General features: G+C 57.2%; 19 protein-coding genes. 13 read left to right on the plus strand and 6 right to left on the minus strand.

What is annotated here, in order from left to right; all coding sequences use genetic code 11:
- The first annotated feature begins 20 nt into the window (after positions 1–20).
- The 7 genes from smc (at position 21) to HMPREF0576_RS01475 (ending at position 12,135) form a co-directional block, all read left to right on the plus strand.
- Positions 21–3,626, plus strand: coding sequence for a chromosome segregation protein SMC (gene smc / locus HMPREF0576_RS01445; RefSeq protein WP_004010414.1), 3,606 nt, complete (start codon positions 21–23; stop codon positions 3,624–3,626).
- A gap of 93 nt (positions 3,627–3,719) precedes the next feature.
- Positions 3,720–5,510: a signal recognition particle-docking protein FtsY gene (ftsY, locus tag HMPREF0576_RS01450; RefSeq protein ID WP_004010415.1), complete on the plus strand. Its 1,791-nt coding sequence runs from the start codon at positions 3,720–3,722 to the stop codon at positions 5,508–5,510.
- A gap of 135 nt (positions 5,511–5,645) precedes the next feature.
- A complete protein-coding gene (ffh, locus tag HMPREF0576_RS01455) occupies positions 5,646–7,319 on the plus strand; it encodes a signal recognition particle protein (RefSeq protein ID WP_004010416.1) in 1,674 nt (557 codons plus the stop codon).
- On the plus strand, positions 7,319–8,521 hold the full coding sequence (locus HMPREF0576_RS01460) for an amidohydrolase family protein (RefSeq protein ID WP_004010417.1): 1,203 nt from the start codon (positions 7,319–7,321) through the stop codon (positions 8,519–8,521). Before ffh ends, HMPREF0576_RS01460 begins: the two co-directional genes overlap by 1 nt.
- Positions 8,514–9,542, plus strand: a complete 1,029-nt coding sequence (locus HMPREF0576_RS01465; RefSeq protein WP_004010418.1) for an Fpg/Nei family DNA glycosylase — start codon at positions 8,514–8,516, stop codon at positions 9,540–9,542. Before HMPREF0576_RS01460 ends, HMPREF0576_RS01465 begins: the two co-directional genes overlap by 8 nt.
- Before the next feature lie 117 nt (positions 9,543–9,659).
- Positions 9,660–10,820 (plus strand): flavodoxin-dependent (E)-4-hydroxy-3-methylbut-2-enyl-diphosphate synthase, encoded by a 1,161-nt coding sequence (ispG, locus tag HMPREF0576_RS01470; RefSeq protein WP_370446342.1) that lies wholly within the window; start codon positions 9,660–9,662, stop codon positions 10,818–10,820.
- A gap of 205 nt (positions 10,821–11,025) precedes the next feature.
- A complete protein-coding gene (locus HMPREF0576_RS01475) occupies positions 11,026–12,135 on the plus strand; it encodes a Dyp-type peroxidase (RefSeq protein WP_004008180.1) in 1,110 nt (369 codons plus the stop codon).
- 12 nt (positions 12,136–12,147) lie between these two features.
- On the opposite strand, the gene HMPREF0576_RS01480 is transcribed toward HMPREF0576_RS01475, so the two are convergent.
- Entirely contained in the window at positions 12,148–12,702 is a 555-nt protein-coding gene (locus tag HMPREF0576_RS01480; RefSeq protein ID WP_004010420.1) for a hypothetical protein, read from the minus strand.
- Positions 12,703–12,965: 263 nt separating this feature from the next.
- Between HMPREF0576_RS01480 and glyA the strand changes: the two genes are divergently transcribed.
- Both glyA and HMPREF0576_RS01490 read left to right on the plus strand, forming a co-directional pair.
- Positions 12,966–14,261 (plus strand): serine hydroxymethyltransferase, encoded by a 1,296-nt coding sequence (glyA, locus tag HMPREF0576_RS01485; protein ID WP_004008178.1) that lies wholly within the window; start codon positions 12,966–12,968, stop codon positions 14,259–14,261.
- Positions 14,258–15,163, plus strand: coding sequence for a bifunctional methylenetetrahydrofolate dehydrogenase/methenyltetrahydrofolate cyclohydrolase (locus HMPREF0576_RS01490; RefSeq protein ID WP_004010421.1), 906 nt, complete (start codon positions 14,258–14,260; stop codon positions 15,161–15,163). Before glyA ends, HMPREF0576_RS01490 begins: the two co-directional genes overlap by 4 nt.
- Positions 15,164–15,232: 69 nt before the next feature.
- Here HMPREF0576_RS01490 and HMPREF0576_RS08970 read toward each other — a convergent pair whose 3' ends face one another.
- The 5 genes from HMPREF0576_RS08970 to HMPREF0576_RS01515 all read right to left on the minus strand — a co-directional run bounded on the left by HMPREF0576_RS08970 (position 15,233) and on the right by HMPREF0576_RS01515 (position 19,566).
- Positions 15,233–16,213 (minus strand): hypothetical protein, encoded by a 981-nt coding sequence (locus HMPREF0576_RS08970; RefSeq protein WP_004010422.1) that lies wholly within the window; start codon positions 16,211–16,213, stop codon positions 15,233–15,235.
- Entirely contained in the window at positions 16,170–16,712 is a 543-nt protein-coding gene (locus tag HMPREF0576_RS09495) for a hypothetical protein (RefSeq protein WP_245527297.1), read from the minus strand. The genes HMPREF0576_RS08970 and HMPREF0576_RS09495 overlap by 44 nt, the downstream gene beginning before the upstream one ends.
- Positions 16,713–16,872: 160 nt before the next feature.
- Positions 16,873–17,757: an exodeoxyribonuclease III gene (locus HMPREF0576_RS01505; RefSeq protein ID WP_004010424.1), complete on the minus strand. Its 885-nt coding sequence runs from the start codon at positions 17,755–17,757 to the stop codon at positions 16,873–16,875.
- A gap of 3 nt (positions 17,758–17,760) precedes the next feature.
- Positions 17,761–18,933, minus strand: coding sequence for a YihY/virulence factor BrkB family protein (locus HMPREF0576_RS01510; protein ID WP_004010425.1), 1,173 nt, complete (start codon positions 18,931–18,933; stop codon positions 17,761–17,763).
- Positions 18,934–18,948: 15 nt separating this feature from the next.
- Positions 18,949–19,566, minus strand: coding sequence for a 2'-5' RNA ligase family protein (locus HMPREF0576_RS01515; RefSeq protein WP_245527298.1), 618 nt, complete (start codon positions 19,564–19,566; stop codon positions 18,949–18,951).
- Positions 19,567–19,593: 27 nt separating this feature from the next.
- Between HMPREF0576_RS01515 and HMPREF0576_RS01520 the strand changes: the two genes are divergently transcribed.
- The 4 genes from HMPREF0576_RS01520 to HMPREF0576_RS01530 all read left to right on the plus strand — a co-directional run bounded on the left by HMPREF0576_RS01520 (position 19,594) and on the right by HMPREF0576_RS01530 (position 22,413).
- Positions 19,594–20,670, plus strand: a complete 1,077-nt coding sequence (locus HMPREF0576_RS01520) for a mannose-1-phosphate guanylyltransferase (RefSeq protein ID WP_004010427.1) — start codon at positions 19,594–19,596, stop codon at positions 20,668–20,670.
- An 83-nt stretch (positions 20,671–20,753) separates the two neighbouring features.
- Entirely contained in the window at positions 20,754–21,473 is a 720-nt protein-coding gene (locus HMPREF0576_RS01525) for an LOG family protein (RefSeq protein ID WP_036324148.1), read from the plus strand.
- Between the two features lie 113 nt (positions 21,474–21,586).
- Positions 21,587–21,754: a DUF3117 domain-containing protein gene (locus tag HMPREF0576_RS09050; RefSeq protein WP_004008170.1), complete on the plus strand. Its 168-nt coding sequence runs from the start codon at positions 21,587–21,589 to the stop codon at positions 21,752–21,754.
- Positions 21,754–22,413 carry an O-methyltransferase gene (locus tag HMPREF0576_RS01530; RefSeq protein ID WP_004009898.1) on the plus strand — a complete coding sequence of 220 codons (660 nt, stop codon included), beginning with the start codon at positions 21,754–21,756 and terminating at the stop codon, positions 22,411–22,413. Before HMPREF0576_RS09050 ends, HMPREF0576_RS01530 begins: the two co-directional genes overlap by 1 nt.
- Positions 22,414–22,428 lie beyond the last annotated feature (15 nt).

A 22,428-nucleotide genomic window follows, 5' to 3' on the forward strand; every position in this document is an offset into this window, starting at 1 on the left:
GGTTGCGCTAGGGTAAGTGTGTGTATTTAAAATCCCTGACCCTGAAAGGCTTTAAGTCTTTCGCGAACACGGTTCACATGAGCCTTGAACCGGGGGTGACCTGTGTCGTTGGTCCCAACGGTTCGGGGAAATCGAACGTGGTCGATGCGTTGGCTTGGGTGATGGGCGAGCAAGGTGCCAAGAATCTGCGTGGCTCGCAGATGTCGGATGTCATTTTCGCGGGCACCAAAACAAAGGCTCCGCTGGGGCGTGCGGAAGTCCAGTTGACCATTGATAACTCCGATGGTGCGTTGCCTATCGAGTACTCGGAAGTGACGATTTCGCGCACCATGTTTCGCGCGGGTGGCTCCGAGTACGCCATCAACGGAACCTCCGTACGCCTCTTAGATATTCAAGAGCTGCTTTCCGATACCGGAATGGGCCGGGAGATGCACGTCATCGTCGGACAAGGTCAGCTCGATCGGATTCTGAGTGCCTCCGAATTGGAACGGCGCGCTTTCATCGAAGAAGCTGCCGGGGTGCTGAAGCACCGGCAGCGTAAAGACCGGGCGTTGAAAAAGCTGGAAAACTTGGCGGTTAACCTCTCACGTGTTCAGGACCTCACTAATGAAGTCGCGAAACGGCTGGGTCCCTTGGGAAAACAGGCCGAGGCTGCCCGTAAAGCCGCTCGGGTCCAAGCCGAACTCGCCGACGCGACCGCCCGCTTGATTGCGGATGCGGTGGCACAAAACAAAGAAAAAGCCGGCTCCCAAACCGCCTCCAAAGAACAGATTTCAGCACAGCTCGCCGATTTAGAAACCCGTCTGCAAGAACTGAACACGAAACTGACCGGGACGAAATCCAGTTTTGACGAGGTTAGCCCTCAGCTGGAGAAGCTCACCCAGACTTGGGCTGAACTGAGCACTTTAGCGGAGCGTTTGGAATCTTTGGCAAACCAGGCTCGGGAACGCGCCAACGCCCTCAAAGAAACCGCGGAACTGACCCGGACTGCCGACACTACCGAACTGGAAAAACGACTCGAAAAGACGCATGCGGAAATCAGCGAAAAGCAGGCTGCGGTAGCGAAAGCTGAGGAAGCGCTGACCCAGACCCAAACCGCGGAAGTACAAGCCAAAGAGCGCGAATTTGCGGTGCGTTCCCAGATTGAAAAGCTCCAGCGCGCCCAAGCGGACCGGCGGGAAACTCTGGAACGGCTGCGGGGGGCAGTAGCCACCGCTGCTTCGTTGGCAGAAGACGCGGTGACTAACCTCAACCGGATGGAAGAAGCCCTCCAAGCCGCTACGCAACGAGAATCAGCCTGTGCGGAGGAATTGAGTAAGGTCGAGGCGGAGCTTCCTCCCGGAGTAGCAGACGGAACCTTGGCGGCGCGAGAGGAAGAGCTTGCTACAGCCGTGGCGACAATTCAAGAGAAAGTCGCCCAGTTGGCACAAGAACTCGGCGACGCCAGGGAAGAAGCCGCGATTTGGGAAGCGAAACGCGAGGTCTTGGCAAAAACCCTGCAGCCCCAAGATGCTGCCGGGGCAGTGGCGAAAGCGGAGCTAAGCGGCATTAATGCGGCACTTTTGGAAACTATCCTGGTCGAATCCGGATGGGAAGACGCCATTGGGGCAGTGTTTGGGCAGTGGTCCAAGGCGTTGCTGACCGCGGGGGTGGAATCAGCTGCCGACGCGCTGCGATTTGTACGTCAGCAGTCCGCAGGTCAGGTTCACCTGCTGGTCGCGGACGCTGCGGGGACTCTCGCGGGGGCCCAGAAACCGGAGAGCCTGGAAAAAGCGGAACTTCCCGCCGGGGCGCGTTGGGCGAGGGAACTGGTTCATGCTCGTAAAGGACAGTCTTTGCCCCCGGTGGTGGCGACATTATTGGCTGGAGTGGTAGCGTGCCAAGATTTGTCAGAAGCTCGCGATTTGGTTTTGACCGGGGGAGTTACTGCGGCAGTGACTCAGGTAGGGGATTTTCTCTCGGCAACCCGGATTGTCGGAGGTGGGGATCCCGAGGCGGGAATTTTACGGCGTGCTACAGAATACGATGAGGCGGTGTCTCAGTCTGAGGCAGCGGCCGCGGCGGCAGATCAAGCCGACAGTGAGTTGGCTCAGGCAAAGACTGAGCTAGTTGCAGCTCAGGAAAAATACGACGCGGCAGCCGCACAGTTGAAAGCCCAAGATGCGGCGGCGGCCGCGGCGGCTGCGGCGGTAGCCGCCGCGAAGGCGAAACGCGGGGCGGCCCAGGCGGAAGTTGAACGAGCCGGGAAACATTTGGAACAGGCTCGTGCGGAAACGGAGAAGCGCCAAGAGTCTCTCAAACAGGCACAGGAAACTTTGGATGCCAGTCTGAAAGTCCAGGACGAAACCGGGGACGAGGAACCGGACTTTTCCGCCGAGCTACAAGCCGCTATCGAAGCTGTGTCCGCAGCTCAAACCGCTAAATCAGATGCTCATATCGCCGCGCATGTGGCTCGTCAAGAACTGGAATCCTTGGAATCGCGTGCGGCCTCGCTGCAACGTAACATTGCGGCAGAAAAAGCCGCCGCCCAAGCGGCAGCCAGCCGGGCGCTGGTGCGGGAACGACGCCGGAAACGGTCTGTCTACGTGATGGAACAGGCTGAATCTGCTCAGCAGCTAGCTCACGCCGCGGCTGCTCGCGCTCAAGCCCAGCGTCAAGCCAGTACCGCCAGCCGGGAACAGTTGCAAACTGAGATGGAGACGCTGCGCGCTGCCGTGGATGACCTGAGTCGGCAACGTACTGATCTCAAAGATGCTTCGATGCGCGATGAAGTTGCTTTGGCTGAGGTCAATTCCAAGTTGGCACGGCTGCTGGAACAAGCCCAGCAGGAATGCGGTTTGGACGAAACCACGCTGTTGGCGCAGTACGGTCCGCACAACCTGGTGCCCGTATTCGATGAGGCTGGTGAAACTATCGAACACGTGCCTTTTGTCCGGGAGGAACAGGTAGAGCGCAAAGCTCATGCGCAAACGGAACTGAAACGGATTGGGAAAGTGAACCCCCTGGCTTTGCAGGAACATGAAGCCTTGGTGGCGCGCCACAAATTCTTGGCTGACCAGCTGGCTGACCTGAAAAAGTCTCGTGACGACCTGATGAACGTGGTGGCAGAAGTGGATCGCCAAGTTGAAGAAGTATTCGGTAAAGCGTTCGCAGACGTCTGCGCCGCTTTCAAAGATATTTTCCAGGTTCTGTTCCCCGGTGGGGAAGGCAAGCTGACTCTGAGTAATCCGAAAGACCTGTTGAATACCGGTATCGAAATTGAAGCGCGTCCGGCAGGAAAGAACGTGAAACGGATGTCTCTGCTCTCCGGTGGGGAACGTTCCCTGGCGGCACTGGCTTTTCTGTTCGCGATTTTCCAAGCCCGACCCTCACCGTTCTATGTCCTCGACGAGGTCGAGGCGGCTTTGGATGACGTTAACCTGTCTCGGCTGCTGGGGGTTTTCGAAATTTTGCGTGAAAACTCGCAATTAATCATCATTACTCACCACAAACGTACCATGGAGATTGCAGATGCACTGTATGGGGTAACGATGAAAGAAGGCACCACGGCGGTGATTTCACAACGTCTGGTGAAAAGCCCTAGCGAAGGGGAGGGACCAATACTGCAAAGCACCGGCGTAAATTAGGCAAACCTGGGGAACTTAGAGATAAGATGGGTGACACCATATGTTCAAGCGGCTAAGAGACGTTTTTGCGCGGTGCTACGAGAGACGTTTTGGATGGAATCAATGAATATCCTGAGTACGACACTAAATAATTCGCAGGGTCTGGAAGGCTACACCGATCCGCTCATTTTTATGATTCCGTTGGCTATCGCCTTCATAGTTATTGTTATCGTTGCCAGCGCCTCCCAGATTGACTCGAAGCAGCGCAAGATTCGCAGCGAGGATCGTCTGTTGGACACCTTAGAGCGGATTCGTGAGGACAGCAGTGAGGACGGAGAAAGCACTGCCGAGGCTCCGCCACTCCGGCTGCGGCAAGGTGAAAAAGAACTCAGAAACATTATTGAAAAAACCATCCATGCTACCGGTTCCGACGAAGATGAACACTCTGACGAGGACACTGAGGTCCCCGAAGTGTCTCCGGATGCTCTCCAGCTCGCGTCTGACGATTTGGATGACGAAGACGACCTGGCAGAGACAGAAGATTGGGGTGAAGAGGACGAGAGTTTCGATGAAGAAGAAGCCGTAGTCAAGCCTGACGGGGTCTATTGTGACCCGGATGGGCTGTGCTTTCGACCTCTTCCTGGTCAGAGCGTAGAGGAAGCCCGAGCCGCGGCACGAGCAGCTATGGAAGCGGCAGCTGCGGCGCTAACGGCGGATACAGCTGAAGATGCCGGCGTCGCCGAAACGGAGACAGCTGCAGAACCGGCAGAAGCGGTTTCCGTGGAACCTGAAAGCTCTGAGGTCCCAGAGGAATCCGCCACTCCAGAGGCGACTGATAGCTTCGAAACTGTAGAGACTCCAGAGGAAAGCACGGAACCCGAGTCAGCCGTGCAGGTTGAGCCGTCAGCTGCGGACAATTCCGAGCCACGAGAACCGGAAGCCGAACCTGAAGTTGAGGAAATTGAAAAGCCGGAATCTAAGACTTCCCGGCTGCGCCGTCTCAAGGAACGTCTCGCCGGCAAGGGCAAATTCGGGCGTGCCATTCTCAACGTACTGTCCAACGCGGATTTGGAAGAATCTGATTGGGAAGCAATCGAGGACGAATTGCTGGCTGCCGATTTGGGTGTAGAACCGACCGTGGAACTCATCGGCAAGCTGAAAGTGAAACAAAAAGTAGCGGGCGAAAAGGATGCCACGCAGGTGCGGCGTATGGCGAAGCGGATGCTCACCGATATGCTCGACCGGAAAGCCGAACGTCGTCTCAACCTGGAAGTTCCCGAGGACTCTCCCACCCAGACTGCCGGAATCCTGTTGGTTGGCGTCAACGGGGGCGGGAAGACCACCACGGTGGGTAAGCTGGCACGACTGCTGGTTGCTGAACGCAAGACCGTAGTGTTGGGCGCAGCCGATACCTTCCGCGCCGCAGCCGGGGAACAATTGCAGACTTGGGGCGACCGCGTCGGCGTGCCCGTGGTACGTGCTGAAAAGGATCAGGCCGACCCTGCTTCAGTAGCTTTCGATGCGGCGAAAGCCGCGCGCGAAGCCGGTAGCGATGTCGTAGTGATTGATACCGCCGGACGCCTCCAAAACAAAGTCGGTTTGATGGACGAGCTGGGTAAAATCAAGCGCGTGGCTGAAAAACAGGTTCCCATTACCGAGGTCTTGCTGGTTATCGACGCTACCACCGGACAGAATGCTTTGAGTCAGGCAAAGATTTTTACCGAAGCGGTGGGCGTGACCGGTATCGTCTTGACCAAGCTGGATGGTTCTGCCAAAGGCGGGGTCATTGTGCCCCTGCAACGGGAACTCGGCATCCCGGTGAAGCTCGTTGGTTTGGGCGAAGGACCTGACGATTTAGCCCCCTTTGTGCCCGGCGATTTTGCCGACGCCCTGCTGGACGCCTAATTTTTCCTGGTGGCAGTCGGAACCTGTAGCGGGTTTCCGGCGTTTGCTGCCAACTTCTCGCTTTGCCCTGCCGCGCGGCGCGCCCTGTCCTCCCCACTTTTGCCCGAAAACTTTGCGTCATTATAAAATCGACGTGTGTTTAGTAACCTGCAAGACCGTCTGACAGAATCGTTTAAGAACCTTCGCAAGAAGGGCAAGCTGAAGGACTCCGACGTCGATGCCACCGTCAGTGACATCCGTCGCGCCTTGATTGAGGCTGATGTGGCCTTGGAGGTCGTCAAGGATTTCACCGCCACTGTAAAGGAAAAGGCCTATGGAGCGGCGCGTTCTGAGGCTTTGAACCCAGCCCAACAGATTGTGAAAATCGTCAATGATGAGTTGATTAACATTCTGGGCGGTGAGGACCGGGAACTGCATTTCTCCAAGCCCGGCAAAGGTCCGACCGTGTTTATGCTGGCGGGTCTGCAGGGCGCCGGTAAAACCACCCTGGCAGGTAAACTCGGCAAGTGGCTGGCGAAAGAAAACCGGAAAGTCCTGCTGGTAGCAGCTGACTTGCAGCGTCCCAACGCGGTCAACCAGCTGCAAATTGTGGGTGAACAGGCCGGCGTCACCGTTTTCGCTCCCGAACCCGGTAACGGGGTGGGCGACCCGGTCGATGTGGCGCGACGCGCTCTGGCGTTGGCCTCCGGTTCAGGATATGACGTGATGATTGTCGATACCGCCGGTCGATTGGGCGTAGACGAAGAACTCATGGCACAAGCCCGGTCCATACGGGACGAGGTGCAGCCCGACGAGGTACTGTTCGTCCTGGACGCGATGATTGGTCAGGATGCAGTGCGAACTGCACGAGCTTTCCAAGAGGGCGTGGATTTCACCGGGGCGGTCCTGACCAAGCTGGATGGCGATGCGCGCGGCGGTGCGGCGCTATCGGTTCGCGGGGTGACCGGGGTTCCGGTGCTGTTTGCCTCCACGGGGGAGGGCTTGGATGACTTTGAGCGGTTCCATGCTGACCGGATGGCTTCGCGAATTTTGGATATGGGTGACCTGCTGAGCCTCATTGAAAAGGCTCAAGAAACATTCGATATGGAGCAGGCCGAAAAACTGGCTGGCAAGATTCAGCAGGGTCAGTTGACTTTGGAAGATTTCCTCAACCAATTGCAACAGATTCGCAAACTCGGTTCGATGAAGAAGCTACTGGGAATGATGCCGGGGGCAGGCAAAATCCGGGAACAGCTGGACCAATTTGACGAGCGGGAAGTCGACCGGATTGAAGCTATCGTCCGCTCAATGACACCCGCGGAACGCCAGGACGTAAAGATTCTCAACGGATCGCGTCGCGCTCGGATTGCCGCCGGTTCCGGCACTACGGTCGCGGATGTAAACGGTTTAGTCGACCGATTCCAGATGGCGCAAAAGATGATGAGTGGCGGCATTCCCGGTATGGGCGGCGGTGCTGACGGAATGGGAATGATGCCCGGATTCGGTCGGATGCCCGGGATGGGGAAGCATTCAAAAGCGAAACAGGCAGCAAAGTCTGGTAAGAAAACTAAGGCCCAGCGCAAGGCAAAATCCGGCAATCCCGCGAAGGCAGCCCGTCAGGCTCGGGAAGCCCTGGAAGGTATTTCCGCCAGTTCCAGGGGCGGGACCCCCGCAATGCCCAACCTGCCGGGCGCGCTGCCGGCCGGTCTGGGCGGTCTTAACGGCACAGGTGGTTTTGGCGGAGGGACGCAGAAGTCCGCGCCGTCCACGCCCGCTCTGACTCCTGACGATTTGCCTGACGACATCAAGCGGATGCTGGGCGGTCTGTGATGACTCCGCCGGGGGCAACAAACTCGGAAAACCTGCACTTTAATGGGGATTTTCTGTGGTCGGAAACCCCCAGCATGGAAGGGGAATACACCGGTCAGGCGACAACAGTATCTTGTGAATCTCGGTGGATACACGGCGAACTGTATATTCACGACGGTATCGTGAGCCGAACGGCAAAACCGGGGTTGACCTACCGAAAGGTCAGCGGCTACGCGATTCCCGGACTAGTCGACGTGCATTGCCATGTTGGGGTGACTCACGCGGGTAGCGTGTCCGTAGAAATCCAGCGAGAACAGGCTGAACTGGCGTTGCGTAAAGGCACGCTGTTGATTCGGGATTGCGGGGTGCCCTCCGATACCCGCTGGATTGACCAGGTGGCTGAGCTGCCGAAGATTATCCGCTGCGGTCAACACCTGGCACGACCGAAACGCTATATGCGCTACTACGGGCTGGAGCTGGAAAGAGAAGCTGATTTGCCCGCGGCGGTAGCCCAACAAGCCAAGCGTGGTGACGGCTGGGTGAAAATCGTGGGAGATTGGATTGACCGTTCTGATGGGGCAGACTCGGATTTGCAGCCACTGTGGTCGACCGCGGTGCTGCAAGATGCGGTGGCAGCCGCGCACCAGAACGGGGCACGAGTGACCGTACACACTTTCGCGCATCGTACGATAGAGGGTCTGTTAGATGCCGGTGTGGACTGTATCGAACATGGTACCGGCATGGATTCGGACGAAATCCTCGAAGCGCAACGCCGTGGCATCCGCGTGACTCCGACCATGCTGCAAATCGCGCGGTTTGCTGATTTCGCCGCCCAAGCAGGGACGAAATATCCGGTGTATGCCGCTACCATGACCGCTCTGGATCAGTCTCGAGTGGCGCATCAAGCCGCGTTGTATGCGGCAGGGATTCAACTGCTGCCGGGTACCGATGCCGGTGGCTATCAGCGTCATGATGCCCTGCCTCAAGAGCTACGGCAGTGGTTGGAACTGGGGATTTCAGCCCCAGAAATTATTGACCTTGCTACCTGGAAGGCGCGGGATTTCCTGGGTGCTCCCTCTCTGTGGGAGGGCGCGCCCGCTGACCTGGTGTGGTATGACTCTGACCCGCGCGCTGACCTCAGCATTTTGGAGCGCCCCGCTGGAGTGGTCTTGCGCGGTGCCCTCGTTGCTGGCGAGATTACGGAAGCTGCGTGCCGTGCCTGAAGGTCATGCTATTCACCGTCTGGTCGCCCAGTTTGCCCAAGTCATGAGCGGTGAGGTCGTGGCGGCGTCCTCTCCACAGGGACGTTTCACCGCGGGGGCTGCAGTGTTGAACGGGCAGCGTTTGACTAACGTACAGGCCTATGGGAAACACCTGTTCCTCGGTTTTGCTCCGCGCCAGGTCGATACTGCCCAGACCACTCCTGACTCTAAATCGCCTCTGACGTGGCTGCATATTCACTTAGGAATCTACGGATCCTGGCGCTTTTACGGGGACTCCGAGTTTACCTCCCGGCATGTCGGCATCGCCCTGAACCTCCCTGAGAGTACACAGCAAACCGCGGAAATCGCAGAGATTCCGGTGCATACTGAACATGATGACTCCGCTTTTGCGCCCCACGAACATTTCGCGGATCGCTGGTTTTGGACCCCAGCCCCTTTCACCGCGCCCCCACCCTACGGGACGGTGCGTCTGCGCTTGGTTACCGCGCACGGGGCAGCGGATCTCTCGGGACCAAATACCTGCGAACTGCTGGACGTGGAGGGCGTCGCTGCGGTGTTTGCCCGGCTTGGTCCTGACCCGCTCCGTCCCGACTGTGACTGTGGAGAGTTCGTGAAACGTTGCGCCACCCGTCAGAAGGGTATTGGTGAGGCTCTCCTGGACCAATCCGTTATCGCCGGGGTGGGCAATATTTATCGCGCCGAAGTGCTGTACGCGGCACGTCTGAATCCGTTTACTCCCGCCCGCGAGGTGAGCTCGCGCAAATTGCGCCGAATCTGGGATTGGTTGGAAGAATACCTGCCTCTCGGAGTCGAATCGGGACGAATTACCACCGCGAGCCCCGACGATTACGCTGTTTTCGTGGAACGCGAGCTGGCAGCGGGACGTGAACCCCAGGCTATTGACTCCCGATACTACGTCTACCAGCGCCAAGACCGACCCTGCTTGCGCTGTTCCGCCACTGTTAAGCTGCGGATTGCGGGGGGACGAAAACTCTATTGGTGCCCGCGCTGCCAGCGCTGAGGAACGACGCGAAACTACAATCCGGGCGGGTTGATACCCGAAAACTGACCCCCGGTGACGCTGCCACGGTTGCACCGCTTGGTGCGAGTGTCACGCAAAGGTGGAATAATCGAGGACGTGAGTGAAGTAAACCTGGGGATGCCCACCAAGTCTTTGTCCGCCGCGGAACCTTTGGCACCTCGCCACAAGACTCGTAAAATTCAGGTTGGCAGTGTCGCCGTGGGGGGAGACGCTCCGGTGAGCGTCCAGTCCATGACCACCACCCTGACTTCTGACGTAGCAGCGACCCTGCAACAGATTGCTGAGCTGACCGCCGCGGGCTGCGACATCATCCGGGTAGCGTGTCCTTCCGCGGACGATGCCGCGGCGTTGCCGGAAATTTGTAAGCGTTCCACCATTCCGGTGGTCGCAGACATTCACTTTCAGCCCAAGTACGTGTTCCAAGCTATCGAAGCTGGCTGCGGGGCGGTGCGCGTGAACCCCGGTAACATCCGGTCTTTTGACGACCAGGTGCGCGAAATCGCCCGTGCTGCCACTGACCACGGCACCGCGCTGCGGATTGGAGTCAATGCGGGGTCTCTGGACAAGCGGCTGTACGAAAAATTCGGGGGAGCCACCGCGGAAGCGTTGGCCGAGTCAGCCATGTGGGAGGCGTCGCTGTTCGAGGACGTAGATTTCCATGACTTTGCCATCTCGGTGAAACACCACAACCCGGTGACGATGATTCGGGCATATCGCCTGTTGGCTCAACACGGTGACTGGCCGCTGCATTTGGGGGTGACGGAGGCTGGTCCGACTTTCCAAGGCACTATCAAATCCGCTACCGCTTTCGGGGCGCTGCTGTCCGAAGGGATTGGTGACACGATTCGAGTTTCGCTGTCGGCGCCGCCAGTGGAGGAAGTGAAGGTTGGCTTAGAGATTTTGCGCTCGATGGGCTTGCGGAAACGTAACTTTGAGATTGTGTCCTGCCCCTCCTGTGGGCGTTCCCAAGTCGATGTTTGCACGTTGGCTAATGAGGTCACCGCCGGTCTGAAGGACATCACTTACCCCCTGCGTGTCGCGGTGATGGGCTGTATCGTTAACGGTCCGGGTGAAGCGCGGGAAGCTGACTTGGGGGTGGCGTCCGGCAACGGCAAAGGTCAGATTTTTATCAAAGGCAAGGTCATTAAAACTGTGCCAGAAGCTGAGATAGTGCCGACTCTGATAGCCGAAGCAAATCGTTTAGGTCAGGAACTGGGCTTGGAAACGGGCGAACCTCAGGTGAGCGTGGCAGGTTGAAGCCTCACTTCACGGTATCTGGATCCTGGCGGAATGCCCGGTGTCTTGCCTTGCCTAAAGCGGTCGACGGGTCGCGCACAGAGATGGTCTAGCTTCGTGAGGGGGCACAAGGGCGGGTTGCGGGTTTCCCGGTTTGGCTCAATCGTGAGGTGGCAACAGGCTAGGATGAGAGTTATTGCTTAGTTTTACCGAGGAGTTATGGAAAATGTCTGAAACCGCGTTGCAAAAAGCTACTATTCCTTTCGACGGTCGGGTGCAGTCCGGGGTGGAACAGCCCCCGCAGGCTCATCTTGAAATGCTGGGGATGAACCTCGAGCCCAGCCTGGACCAGGCGGCGTTCATTGAGATGCTCAAGGACCTGACCGCTACGGCTCGCGAGCTGACCCAGGGCAACCCGATTCCGAACTTCTTGGCTCCAGAAATGGTCGCGGTTACCGCCAACCTGACCATCACCTGCGGTTTTGGAGAGAGGATTTTTGACTTCCTGGGCAAACCAGAACTGAAACCCGAAGGCTTGCATGACATTCCCGCTTTCAAACTAGACCAGCTGCAGGAACGCTGGGGGCAGACCGATTTGGTGTTCCAGATTTGCTGCGACGATCCCGGTACCCTGTTCGCAGCAGGTCGCCTGCTCCTGGTCAAGTGCCAAGGGAAAGCCACGTTGCAGTGGATGCAAAAGGGATTTACCTATGCTTACGGTTCTGCCCCGCGCGGCACCACTCCGCGGAATCCATTCGGTCAGGTTGATGGCACGGTGAACCCGTCCACCGCGGAGGATTTCTCCGAACAGGTGTGGTTGGACGGCACTGGAGAACAAGCCTATCTGGATGGTTCCACCATCATGGTGCTGCGTCGGATTCAAAACTTTCTCAATCCGTGGGAATTGCTGGATCGCCCCGCCAGAGAGCGGGTCATCGGACGTAAACTTTCCGATGGTGGTCCGTTGAGCGGCGGCGGTGAGTTTGATGAAGAGGACATGGATGCGGTGGATGAGTCAGGAAACTTCGTGATTAATCGGCGCTCCCACCTGGCGCTGTCCCGTGAACATGAAGATGACGGCTCCGATAAGCTCCGTCGCCGGGCTTTTGCCTACGATGATGCGCCCGAGCCCGGACAATCTGACCTGACCAACACTGGTCTGGTGTGGATTTCTTTCCAGCGTAACCCGGATCGTCAGTTCACAGCCATTCAAAAGCGCCTGGACATGCACGATTTGTTGAACAAGTTTATTTCGCATATCGGTTCGGCAGTTTATTGGATTGTGCCGGGAACCAGCACGGAAACCTATTGGGGGCAGGCTTTGTTGGAAAAATAGGTCGCCGCGGTCTTAGGAACTGGCGTCCGTACCCAGGGGCAGATTTTCGGTCCCGGTGGCGATGGATTGGCGAATGGCGCGGAGCAGGCCACGCTGAGAGGCTTCGAGCTCTTGCGCGAGACCGTGCAGGCGGCGCAACGTTTCCGCGTTGCTGGCATCAGTAAACGTTTCCGGAGTGGGGTTTTTCCCTAAGGATTCCAGGAAAGCCATCTCTCCAGCCCATTCTCGCCGTGCGTCGCGCCACCGTTGCAGAGGGGTGACCAAGTTCGGATCCTTTGGGATGTAGCGCACCGCTTCGATGACTTGGTTATCCCGCACGATGACACGGTCTGCGGCCGAAAGCGTTTCTTCGTAAATTAGTTTGATTTCATCTTGATGAGGGGCTGCGACTGAAATGACGGGGTCACCGTGAAAATGGCGAATTACCCACACGACGCCCAAAGTTAGGACGATAGTGCCCACCACAATCAGGCAATAGACCAGGTTTTGCATGGCGGACCATTTGTCTGGGGGAATGACCTGAGCGGGCAGCAGCATTTCCCAAGCGGGCACTGGCAACGTACGCATGACTGGATTTTAACAAACTTTTGTCTCGTGACAGAGCCGGCGAGACCGGTTTGCCACGGAAACCCTGGTTTCCGCTTAAACCCTCGGAGTAGCGTGGCGTGGGAGGAGATAAATTTTTTGATAACCTGTACAGGCAGCGACTGGCGATGCCTATCCAACCCCGGACTATTCTGCGGGGTCGGTAGACAGGAGGAATAACCCTCCGGGAAGCGCATTTACACAATCGTACGCCTGGGTTGTGCTCGCAAAACTATGGAGGAACTATGACCGAAGTCATGAACCAGCCTCTTTCTGAGGTTGACCCCGAAATCCAGGCCGTGCTGGATGCCGAACTTATTCGTCAGCGCGACACTCTGGAGATGATTGCATCGGAAAACTTTGTGCCCCGCGCGGTATTGCAATGCCAGGGCAGCGTCTTGACCAACAAATACGCTGAGGGGTATCCGGGCAAGCGCTATTACGGTGGCTGCGAAAACGTTGACGTAGCTGAAAACTTAGCTATCGAGCGAGCAAAAAAGCTGTTCGGCGCCGATTTTGCGAATGTGCAGCCGCACTCTGGTGCCCAAGCGAACGCGGCGGTGCTTTCCGCGCTGATTAAGCCCGGAGCCAAGATTATGGGTCTGAGCTTGGCACACGGCGGTCACCTCACTCACGGGATGAAGATTAACTTTAGTGGTCGGCTTTACCAGGTCGCAGCCTACGGAGTGGAACCGGACAGCAAGCGTATCGACATGGATCGGGTGCGTGAACTCGCGTTGGCAGAGCGTCCCGACGTGATTATTTCCGGCTGGTCCGCCTATCCGCGGCACCTGGATTTTGCGGCTTTCCGTGCCATCGCGGACGAGGTCGGGGCCTACTTGTGGACCGATATGGCACATTTTGCGGGTCTGGTCGCCGCTGGTCTGCACCCCTCCCCGGTTCCTTACGCGGACGTGGTCTCCACGACCATTCACAAGACCATTGGCGGGCCGCGTTCGGGTCTGATTCTGTCCCGTGATGGGGAAAAGTTCGGCAAGAAGATTAACAGTTCCGTTTTCCCCGGTCAGCAGGGTGGTCCCCTGATGCACGTGGTCGCGGCGAAGGCGGTGGCGCTGAAGATTGCCGGCACTCCTGAGTTTAAAGAACGGATGCAGCGCGTCATCCAAGGTGCGCAGATTTTGGCGGAACGCCTGATGGCGCCTGATTGTCAGGCGGCGGGCATCGACCTGTTGACCGGCGGCACCGACGTTCATTTGGTACTGGTGGACCTGGTTAACTCGAACCTGGACGGGCAGCAGGCTGAAAATCTGCTGCACGCAGCGGGCATTACCGTAAACCGCAACGCGGTGCCGTTCGATCCGCGTCCCCCGGCAGTCACTTCCGGTCTGCGTATCGGCACCCCGGCTTTGGCTACTCGCGGTTTTGGCGAGGTCGAGTTCCGCGAGGTCGCCGACATTATCGCCTCTGTGCTGGTGGATGGCGCTGAGAATGGTGTTCAGTCAGTGGATGCGTCCAAGTACCGGGCGCGGGTGTCGAAACTGACCGAAGCTTTCCCGCTCTATCCGGGATTGGTGCAATGAGGGCGCCCTGGGAGGGACCAGCGCAGGTTCTGGATGGCAAAGCCACCGCTGCCGCTATCAAAGCCGAGTTGCAGACTCGTGTCGCCGCGGTGCGTGAGCGCGGTGTCATTCCCGGACTTGGCACCATCCTGGTTGGTGAGGATCCCGGTTCTGTAACCTATGTTGCAGGCAAACATCGGGACTGCGCGGAGGTCGGCATCGAGTCCATTCGGATTGATTTACCTGCCACTGCCAGCCCAGACGAAGTCATGGCGGCGGTGGAGCGGTTGAATCAAGATCCAGCGTGTACGGGATACATTGTGCAGTTGCCGCTGCCTCAAGGCATGGACACGAACCAGATTTTGGAAGCAATCGACCCGGAAAAAGATGCTGATGGGCTGCACCCCATGAACCTGGGACGCCTGGTGTTGCGGGTGTCAGAGCCGATTACTTCGCCTTTGCCCTGCACGCCTCGGGCAGTCATCGAGCTGGGACGTCGTTTCGGTTTGGATTTCAACGGTAAGGACGTGTGCGTAGTGGGTCGTGGCACTACGGTGGGTCGTTCCATCGGGCTGCTACTGGGGCGAAAAGACGTTAACGCGACTGTCATTTCGTGCCATACCGGGACTCAGGATTTGGCGACAAAGTGCCGCCAGGCGGACGTCATCGTGGCAGCATCCGGAGTCGCGGGCATTATCACCGCGGACATGGTTAAACCCGGCGCAGCCGTGTTTGATGTGGGGGTATCGCGGGTTCTCGACCCGGATACCGGCAAATCCCGGCTGCATGGTGACGTGGCTGACGGGGTGGATCGGGTGGCGGTCTGGTTGACGCCAAATCCCGGCGGGGTTGGACCCATGACCCGGGCGCTATTGCTGGTCAACGTGGTCGAAGCGGCGGAACGCGCAGCCGGACTGGCGTAGTTATTCCCATAATTTAAACAGTGTTCCCGGTCGGTTTCCGACCGGGAACACTGTTTATGAGGTCAGCTGTTAGCGGCGTGCCCGGCGCCGAGACGCGACCATCAGGGCTCCGCCAGTGAGGAACACAATCATGGCTCCGCCGGCCAGCGTTTCGGCAGACGAACCGGTAGTCGCCAAAGCCTTATGGGGACTCTGCACTGCCGGGGGTTGGGGCGCAGCCGGAGTAAATACTCCCGCGACTGGAGGCTGCGGTTCAGTCGGGGTAGCGACAACTCCCGCGACTGGAGGCTGCGGTTCAGTCGGGGTGGTGACAACCCCTGCGACCGGAGGCTCAGGCTCGTTGGGAGGGACTGCAGCCCCTCCCGGAATGGGATCTGGGTCAACACTCGGCGTATCCGGAGTGACCGGTGAATTTGGATTCACGGGGTTTGGCGGAGCGGGCTTCGGCTTGATGTCCATAGTTAAGGAAATACCCTGACTCTGGGGGCGAGTGGAATCGGTGCCGTTCCCGATGAGATTGCCCTCTTCCTGGCCTTGCAGGGTATACCAAGACCTAGACAGTCCTCCCATGAAACCACCAAAATACCTCGCTCTTTCACGTCGATTTGTGCTGCTAAATCCGCCGATGGACAGGTATCCTGTAGTGCGGAACTCCAACGTAGCCTGGTTTTCGGAGGCAACGTGGTCCTTAACCTTGACTCCAGAGATAACCAAGCCCAGCGGTTTATTTGCGTAGACCTTGAAGCCGTCCTTCAGACGCGAGTAGGCGCCTTTTTTACTATCTCCTGTTTTATAAAACTCATTCAAAGCCAAAGTAATAGCCAGCCGTTTTTCGGAACGTAACACGCTGACAATCCGGTACAACGGTTTGTCTCCGCCTTGAGGCTCCAGTTTGTAAGACTGCGGGTCGCTGGGCATTTCCAGGTATTCCGGAACCAAAATAATCGTCTGAAAGTTGGAATCGGCTTCACCGTATGTCAGATTCTCGACTTTAACTCGCTTAACTTTATTCCTGCCAGTTTTCCAGTGCTTGCAGTCCCACGGTGACATCCAGATTGCTTTTAATATCCACGGTGTCCCCGGAGTCTACCTTTAGAGTGTCATCGTGCTGGGTCGTGTAGTCTTTGTCCACAGAGAGTTTCCCCAGGGCATCGCCATACATGCTCTTAGATCCGAAGTCGCCATAATCCAGCTGTGGAATTTCACTGTCCGCAACGTCTTTGACCGTGAAGTCAGGGTCGCTTGGCTCTGCCGGAGCGGGCGTTGCCGGAGCGGGCGTTGCCGGAGCGGGCGTTGCCGGAGTTTCTGTAGTTGGAGCGACGGGAGTAGCAGTGACGCTGGGTGTCGGGTCTGGAACCGAAGTGGGCGCCGCATCGGATTGTTGGGAAGAAATTTCATCCGTGGGGGGAATAGTTGTTTCGGTTGCAAAAGCAGCTGGGGCAATACCGACCATGCCCAGTCCTAGGGTCAAAGTGGCTGAGGAGCCAATCACTAAAGCGCGGTTACTGAAACGAGTTAATAACCGGGAATCACATTGAAAAATTTTCATCTTAATCATCTCTTTCTAATTCATTCGCCGGGCAGCTCTTTAGGCATTTCCCAGGCGATTAACACCACCTACATACATTCTATCGTCGGTTATCCCGCGAGATTAGAAATTTTTCAGAAATTCAGAGAATATTTCTGAATGCAGGCTGGATGCGTGGGAATTACGCCGGAAAGTCGTAAGTTACCGTGACGGGGGCATGATCCGTGAAGCGGGCATCATAAGCCGGGGCGCGATACACCGCAGCCGATTGGGCTTGCCCTGCCAGACCGGGGGTAGCCATGTGATAATCCAGACGCCAGCCCGCGTTATTGTCATAAGCCTTACCGCGCCACGACCACCAGGTATAGGGTCCGTCCGTGTCCCCGGCGAGGGCTCGTCCTACGTCTACGCAAGGCAGTCTCTTACTCCCGGACAGTGTGTCTGCCATCCATGCGTCTAAGAACGCAATCTCTTCATCCATGACCCCGGAGGTCTTATTGTGATTAGGTTTCCAGTTTTTAATGTCCCGGGCAGTACGCACAATGTTGAAATCCCCGCAAATCAGGGCTTCCTGCGGAGTATCGGAGCCCGCTCCCGCCATAGCGCGCGCGCTCAGCTGCTGCACCCGTTCGCCAACTCGATGCAGGTATGCAATCTTTTGTTCCTGCTTTTCCGTGCGCAACTCCCCGGAATGCAAATAGGCGCTTACCAGGGTAAATGTTGTTCCCTGAGGTCCGTGAATGGCAGCCTCCAACCAGCGCCCGGAATCCACATCCGGTTCCCCACCGACCTCCGCATACAAATCCGGGGGGAGACCCTCGGTAAGCTGACCAATCTCCCAGTCGGAATCACGTCGTGCCCCCAGCGCCACCCCGGCACGACCTTTCACCCGGCAGGGCCACACGTGCACGTCCCAAGCCGGACCAAACAAGTCTTGTGTGTCTTGGGGAGTGGCGCGTACTTCTTGCAGGCACAACAAATCTGAATCGTCATTTTCCAGCCAGTCCCCAAATCCTTTACGGAAAGCCGCCCGGACACCATTGACATTAACTGTGGTTACTTTCATGGGTTACCTCCGAATCAGTTTCTGAGACATCACGCTCGGGGCAACAGGGCGTCCCGACAGGTGGTGTTTCTCGGCAGCGGTAGCAAAACGATGAGGCTGGTCCTGGTGGCTCCAGATGACCTGCTGAGACAGACGCCAAGCGGCTTCTTCCTGGGCAAGCGACCAGATTCGACCGGAGAGCGGATCGTGAGGCCAAAACAGGCTGGTGGGAGCTGAAACGGTCACGAAATTTGGGCGCTCGGAAAATTGCGGAAAGTCCCTCTCCGGAGCGGGAGCCGCCGGTGGGTTCGCAATCCAGCACGACATATACAGGAACAAGCGGCACAAGACATTGACCCACAGGACAATCGTCAAAATTAGGGTAAACGGAGCATAGGCGGGGGGCACACTTGCCGCTAAGTAAACCCCTGACATCTGCAGAGCCGTGGACAAAAATCCTAACGTTCCCGTCCCTATCCACAAATCACGGCGCGGGGCGCGCACCAAAGCTAGGTAGCGCAGCGTGAAAGCCAGAATCAAGGTTGTCAGGACGCCGGTCAGGAGGAAAGCTCCGGCATTAATCAGCTCGGAAGGAGCCGGCAGCGCCAACGGCAGCCGACGCTGCAGGGTCTGTACCACCACTACGGAACCTGTACCTAAAACTGATGCCAAAATTCCACCGAGGAACAAAACCAGGAACATACACACATCTCGCAGGGTATTTTTCCACCCCGCGCCGGGACGTTGCGGCAGTCCGAAAACGGTTTGGATACTGACGCGCAGTGCTGCAACCACCCGAATTCCTGCCATGATAGACACAACCAAAACCACCAGGGTTCCCCAGGTGAAACTGGGAGATGCAATCGCGGCGGGGTCAATCAGACCCGGCTGTCCATCAACTTGAATCGCGCCGGGAATCCATTGATTTACATCCCGAAAAATCGTGTCGCTGGTCAGGGGAAAAGCAAAAATCATGACTTGCGCGGTCATGATAATCAGAGTCACTATCCCTGCCATCGAAAACAGTGCGGTATAGGAAATACCTCCTGCCAAAAGGTTCGCGGAGGCATTCTGATAGCGCAGATAAGCCCGCATGAATCGTGTGGTGTTGAGCCACTTCATGACAGCTTTCGTCCGTTTCACCACGCCCACCGGGGTAGTGGGCTCGGCTGCGGGGGTATCAAGCGGTTTCGTCACGGAATTTCAGCACTTTCAGGGATGTAACTGAGGATGGGCGAAAATTTCGGGCAGTTCTCCGGTGACGCTTTCAGGTACTCCTGAACCTAGTTGGAGGATAGCCAACTGTTCGACATGGTTGGGTTCGAGCAGGGAACAATCAATACCATCAACCATGAAAAAGCCGTGTGAACGTTTCGACAGGGTCGCTACACGATCCAAATCTTCATCGGTGACGTTAGTCCCCAAAGTAATGTGCGGATAGTAGGGAAAGCGTGATTCGGTATCTAAAGGTCCGAAACGAAGTCGTTTCGCCAGTTCCTTACAGGCCTCGTGCCCGCGTTGCACCTCGATATAAACCACTGGGGACACGGGTCGGAAATCTCCAATGTTGCCGAAACTAATGACAAAGGGTGAAAAGGCTCGGCAAATTTCAGCAGCCTGAGCCTGAATTTCTGGGACCTGTTCGCGATCCACCGCACGCGGTTCCAGGATGGTGATATGCGGGGGAACACCATCAGTCTTTGTGACTTTCTGCAGCTCACCAGCATAGGGCTCGGGCACGGGAATAATCATGCCCAGATAAACCTGACCTTCTTTACGCGGAGGTAAATACACAGGGTAAAGCCTACTCTGTTCAACGGAAAAACTCATCTCCCTGCCTCCGGTAGAATTTGCGACGTGGAAATTCATGCGATAGTGCCTGCTGGGGGGTATGGGCGGCGGCTGTGGCCGTGGTCGACAGCGGCGAAGCCAAAGTTCCTGCTCAACATCAACGGAACGCAAAGTCTGGTGCAGCAAACCGCGACGCGTTTGGCGCCGATTTGTCAGTCTCTGACTTTCGTCACCGGCGCCCCGCACCGAGAGACGTTGGTCGCGCAAGTCACTGCTTTGGGCTTGCCAGTTCCAGTGCGTTGCGTGGCGGAACCCAGCCCGCGAGATTCAATGGCAGCTATCGCCTTGGGGGCAGCCCTGCTGGAGCACCGCTACGGAACCTGCGTGGTCGGGTCTTTTGCGGCAGATCATCTCATAACAAACACCGTTGCATTTTCGGAAGCACTTGCCCAGGCTGTTCCCGCTGCCGCTGCCGGATGGCTCACGACTATCGGGATTGCGCCGACCGAACCAGCGACCGGTTTTGGCTATATCGAAGTGGGACCCGCGCTGGATGGAGCTCTGAGCGGGGTGCATCGGGCGCAATCATTTACGGAAAAGCCGGATGAATCTACTGCTAGCGCTTGGTTAGCGACCGGGAACTACCTGTGGAATGCGGGGATGTTTGTGGTGCGCAGTGACATGCTGCTCGATGTCTTAGAAGCGCGGGTACCGGGATCTGGCACGGCAGTGCGAAAACTGGCAGCAGCATGGGAAACGTTGAGCCCGGACGCGAAAACCGCACTGTGGGAGCGGGTAGTGGCGGCACCGATTGATACCGTCTTGGCTGAACCGTTGGCACAAGAGGGGCGGGTTGCGGTGGTCCCGGCCCGCCCGGACTTGGGATGGTCCGATGTGGGGGACTGGGAGGCGGTGCGTCACGTCGTCAGCAACGCTTCTGAACTGGCAAACCTGAGCCCACAGATACCGGTCTATACCGATGCTGCCCCCGCCGCTCTCGTGCGGGCAGAAAATCTCAAAGGTGTCGCAATTATCGGTATCCCCGGTGCGGTGGTAGTGGAATCTGCAGGTCAGTTGCTGGTAACGACCCAAGAATTTGCCCAAAACGTTAAAGTTGCTTCCAATGCTGCTGATAAATGGTGATACGGTTGCCAAGTCAAGGCAAAATCAGCAGGACAGCCAAGGCTCAAAGCCGTGGGCGAAAAAACCAAAATAAGGAACAAACTATGAAGACTTCGTATAGCCGGCGTGCTCGGAGCAGATTGCACCGGGAACTAGCGGATCAAGCCCTGTTGCGCTCGAAAGTTGATCCGAAGTGGACTGAAGAAGATCCGTGGCGAGTGTTGCGAATCATGGGAGAGTTCGTTGACGGTTTCGAATCTCTCGCAGAAGTCGGGAAAGCCATCACGGTGTTCGGCTCAGCTCGTGTCGAACCGGGTACCGAGTACTATCAACTGGGTGAAGAAATCGGGAAAGTTTTTGCCGAAGCCGGATTCTCCATAATCACCGGCGGCGGTCCGGGTCTGATGGAAGCGGTCAGCAAGGGGGCTCACACTCACGACGGGTCTACTATCGGTTTGGGTATAGAGCTGCCTCACGAGCAAGGTATCAACCAGTACGTTGATTTGGGGGTTGAGTTCCGGTACTTCTTTGTGCGCAAGACCATGTTCGTCAAATATGCCCAAGCCTTCGTAGCTCTGCCGGGCGGTTTCGGCACCCTGGACGAGCTTTTTGAATGCGTTACGCTGCGTCAAACCAGCAAGATTCAGCAATACCCAATCGTGCTGGTCGGGCACGATTTTTGGGATGGACTCCTGGGATGGGTGCGTCAGCACTTGGTAGCGGAAGGTATGGTCAGTCCCGACGAGGTCGAAATTATTCAGGTGGTAGAAACGGCCGCGGAAGCTCTCGCCGCGATTGAGAATACTCTGCCGAAAACGCGGTAACTTCAGACGCGACTCGGAGGGGTATTTCCCATCCCGGCATCAGAAAATTCCTTATGCCCACCGCAACTTCCCGTATAATAGACAGGTAAAGCCGTTTTTGAAAAGAGGGACAAATGGCAGCCATGAAACCCCGCACCGGGGACGGACCCCTGGAAGTCACTAAAGAACCGCGCTGTAACGTGATGCGTATTCCTGCAGATGGGGGCGGTCGTCTGGTGATTGAACTAAACGACGAGGAAGTTGCTACCTTAGCTAAGGAACTAGAGAAGTTTTTGAAATAGTGCCGCGTTTTAACGAGTCCAAAATTTCTATTGATAAGACCTCGAGCTGGTCCTATGCGGAAGAATTCTTGCCGGAGTCTGAAATTATAGCGATTGCCAGAGACCAGGGCAGAGAACTCGGTTCCGTCCCAGTATCCCCCGGAGTGGGAGCAGCGCTGCGAATGCTGGCGGGGGCTTCCGGAGCTCGGTCCGTGCTGGAAATCGGCACCGGAACTGGGGTGTCCTCCCTGTGGACGCTGGCTGGAATGCCTGCGGATGGGGTCTTGACCACCATTGATTTCGATTCAAAGCTCCACGCGGTCGCCAAGGAAATCCTCGCGGCGGCGGGCATCTCACTCACGCGAGTACGCATGATTACGGGACGTGCCCTGCAAGTCCTGACGCGCCTCAGTCGGGGAGCCTACGACATGGCAGTGGTGGACGGAGATCCCGGCGAAACCCAAGCCTATATTGACCTTTTAAGCCCGGCACTGCGCCCGGGAGGGCTGTTAATCCTGGTCCACGCCATGTGGAACGATTCGGTAGCAGACCCTGCCCGCCGCGAACCGGATACCGTGGCGATGCGCGAAGTGTTGCGCCACATTCAGGAATCCCCAGAGTGGACGGAGAACCTGCTGCCAGTTGGCGACGGGCTGCTGGTCGCAATCAAGAATCGTTAGGGTCATTTCGGCTGT

The sequence above is a fragment of the Mobiluncus holmesii ATCC 35242 genome (genome assembly GCF_000185445.1).
Classification (GTDB): domain Bacteria; phylum Actinomycetota; class Actinomycetes; order Actinomycetales; family Actinomycetaceae; genus Mobiluncus; species Mobiluncus curtisii.

What these genes read in the sequence shown, in the direction of transcription:
- ftsY (WP_004010415.1), top strand. Translation starts at nt 3,720, where the DNA reads ATGGAATCAATGAATATCCTGAGTACGACACTAAATAATTCGCAGGGT.
- HMPREF0576_RS01460 (WP_004010417.1), top strand. Translation starts at nt 7,319, where the DNA reads ATGACTCCGCCGGGGGCAACAAACTCGGAAAACCTGCACTTTAATGGG.
- HMPREF0576_RS01475 (WP_004008180.1), top strand. Translation starts at nt 11,026, where the DNA reads ATGTCTGAAACCGCGTTGCAAAAAGCTACTATTCCTTTCGACGGTCGG.
- HMPREF0576_RS01480 (WP_004010420.1), bottom strand. Translation starts at nt 12,702, where the DNA reads ATGCGTACGTTGCCAGTGCCCGCTTGGGAAATGCTGCTGCCCGCTCAG.
- glyA (WP_004008178.1), top strand. Translation starts at nt 12,966, where the DNA reads ATGACCGAAGTCATGAACCAGCCTCTTTCTGAGGTTGACCCCGAAATC.
- HMPREF0576_RS01490 (WP_004010421.1), top strand. Translation starts at nt 14,258, where the DNA reads ATGAGGGCGCCCTGGGAGGGACCAGCGCAGGTTCTGGATGGCAAAGCC.
- HMPREF0576_RS08970 (WP_004010422.1), bottom strand. Translation starts at nt 16,213, where the DNA reads ATGTCACCGTGGGACTGCAAGCACTGGAAAACTGGCAGGAATAAAGTT.
- HMPREF0576_RS09495 (WP_245527297.1), bottom strand. Translation starts at nt 16,712, where the DNA reads ATGAAAATTTTTCAATGTGATTCCCGGTTATTAACTCGTTTCAGTAAC.
- HMPREF0576_RS01505 (WP_004010424.1), bottom strand. Translation starts at nt 17,757, where the DNA reads ATGAAAGTAACCACAGTTAATGTCAATGGTGTCCGGGCGGCTTTCCGT.
- HMPREF0576_RS01515 (WP_245527298.1), bottom strand. Translation starts at nt 19,566, where the DNA reads ATGAGTTTTTCCGTTGAACAGAGTAGGCTTTACCCTGTGTATTTACCT.
- HMPREF0576_RS01525 (WP_036324148.1), top strand. Translation starts at nt 20,754, where the DNA reads ATGAAGACTTCGTATAGCCGGCGTGCTCGGAGCAGATTGCACCGGGAA.
- HMPREF0576_RS09050 (WP_004008170.1), top strand. Translation starts at nt 21,587, where the DNA reads ATGGCAGCCATGAAACCCCGCACCGGGGACGGACCCCTGGAAGTCACT.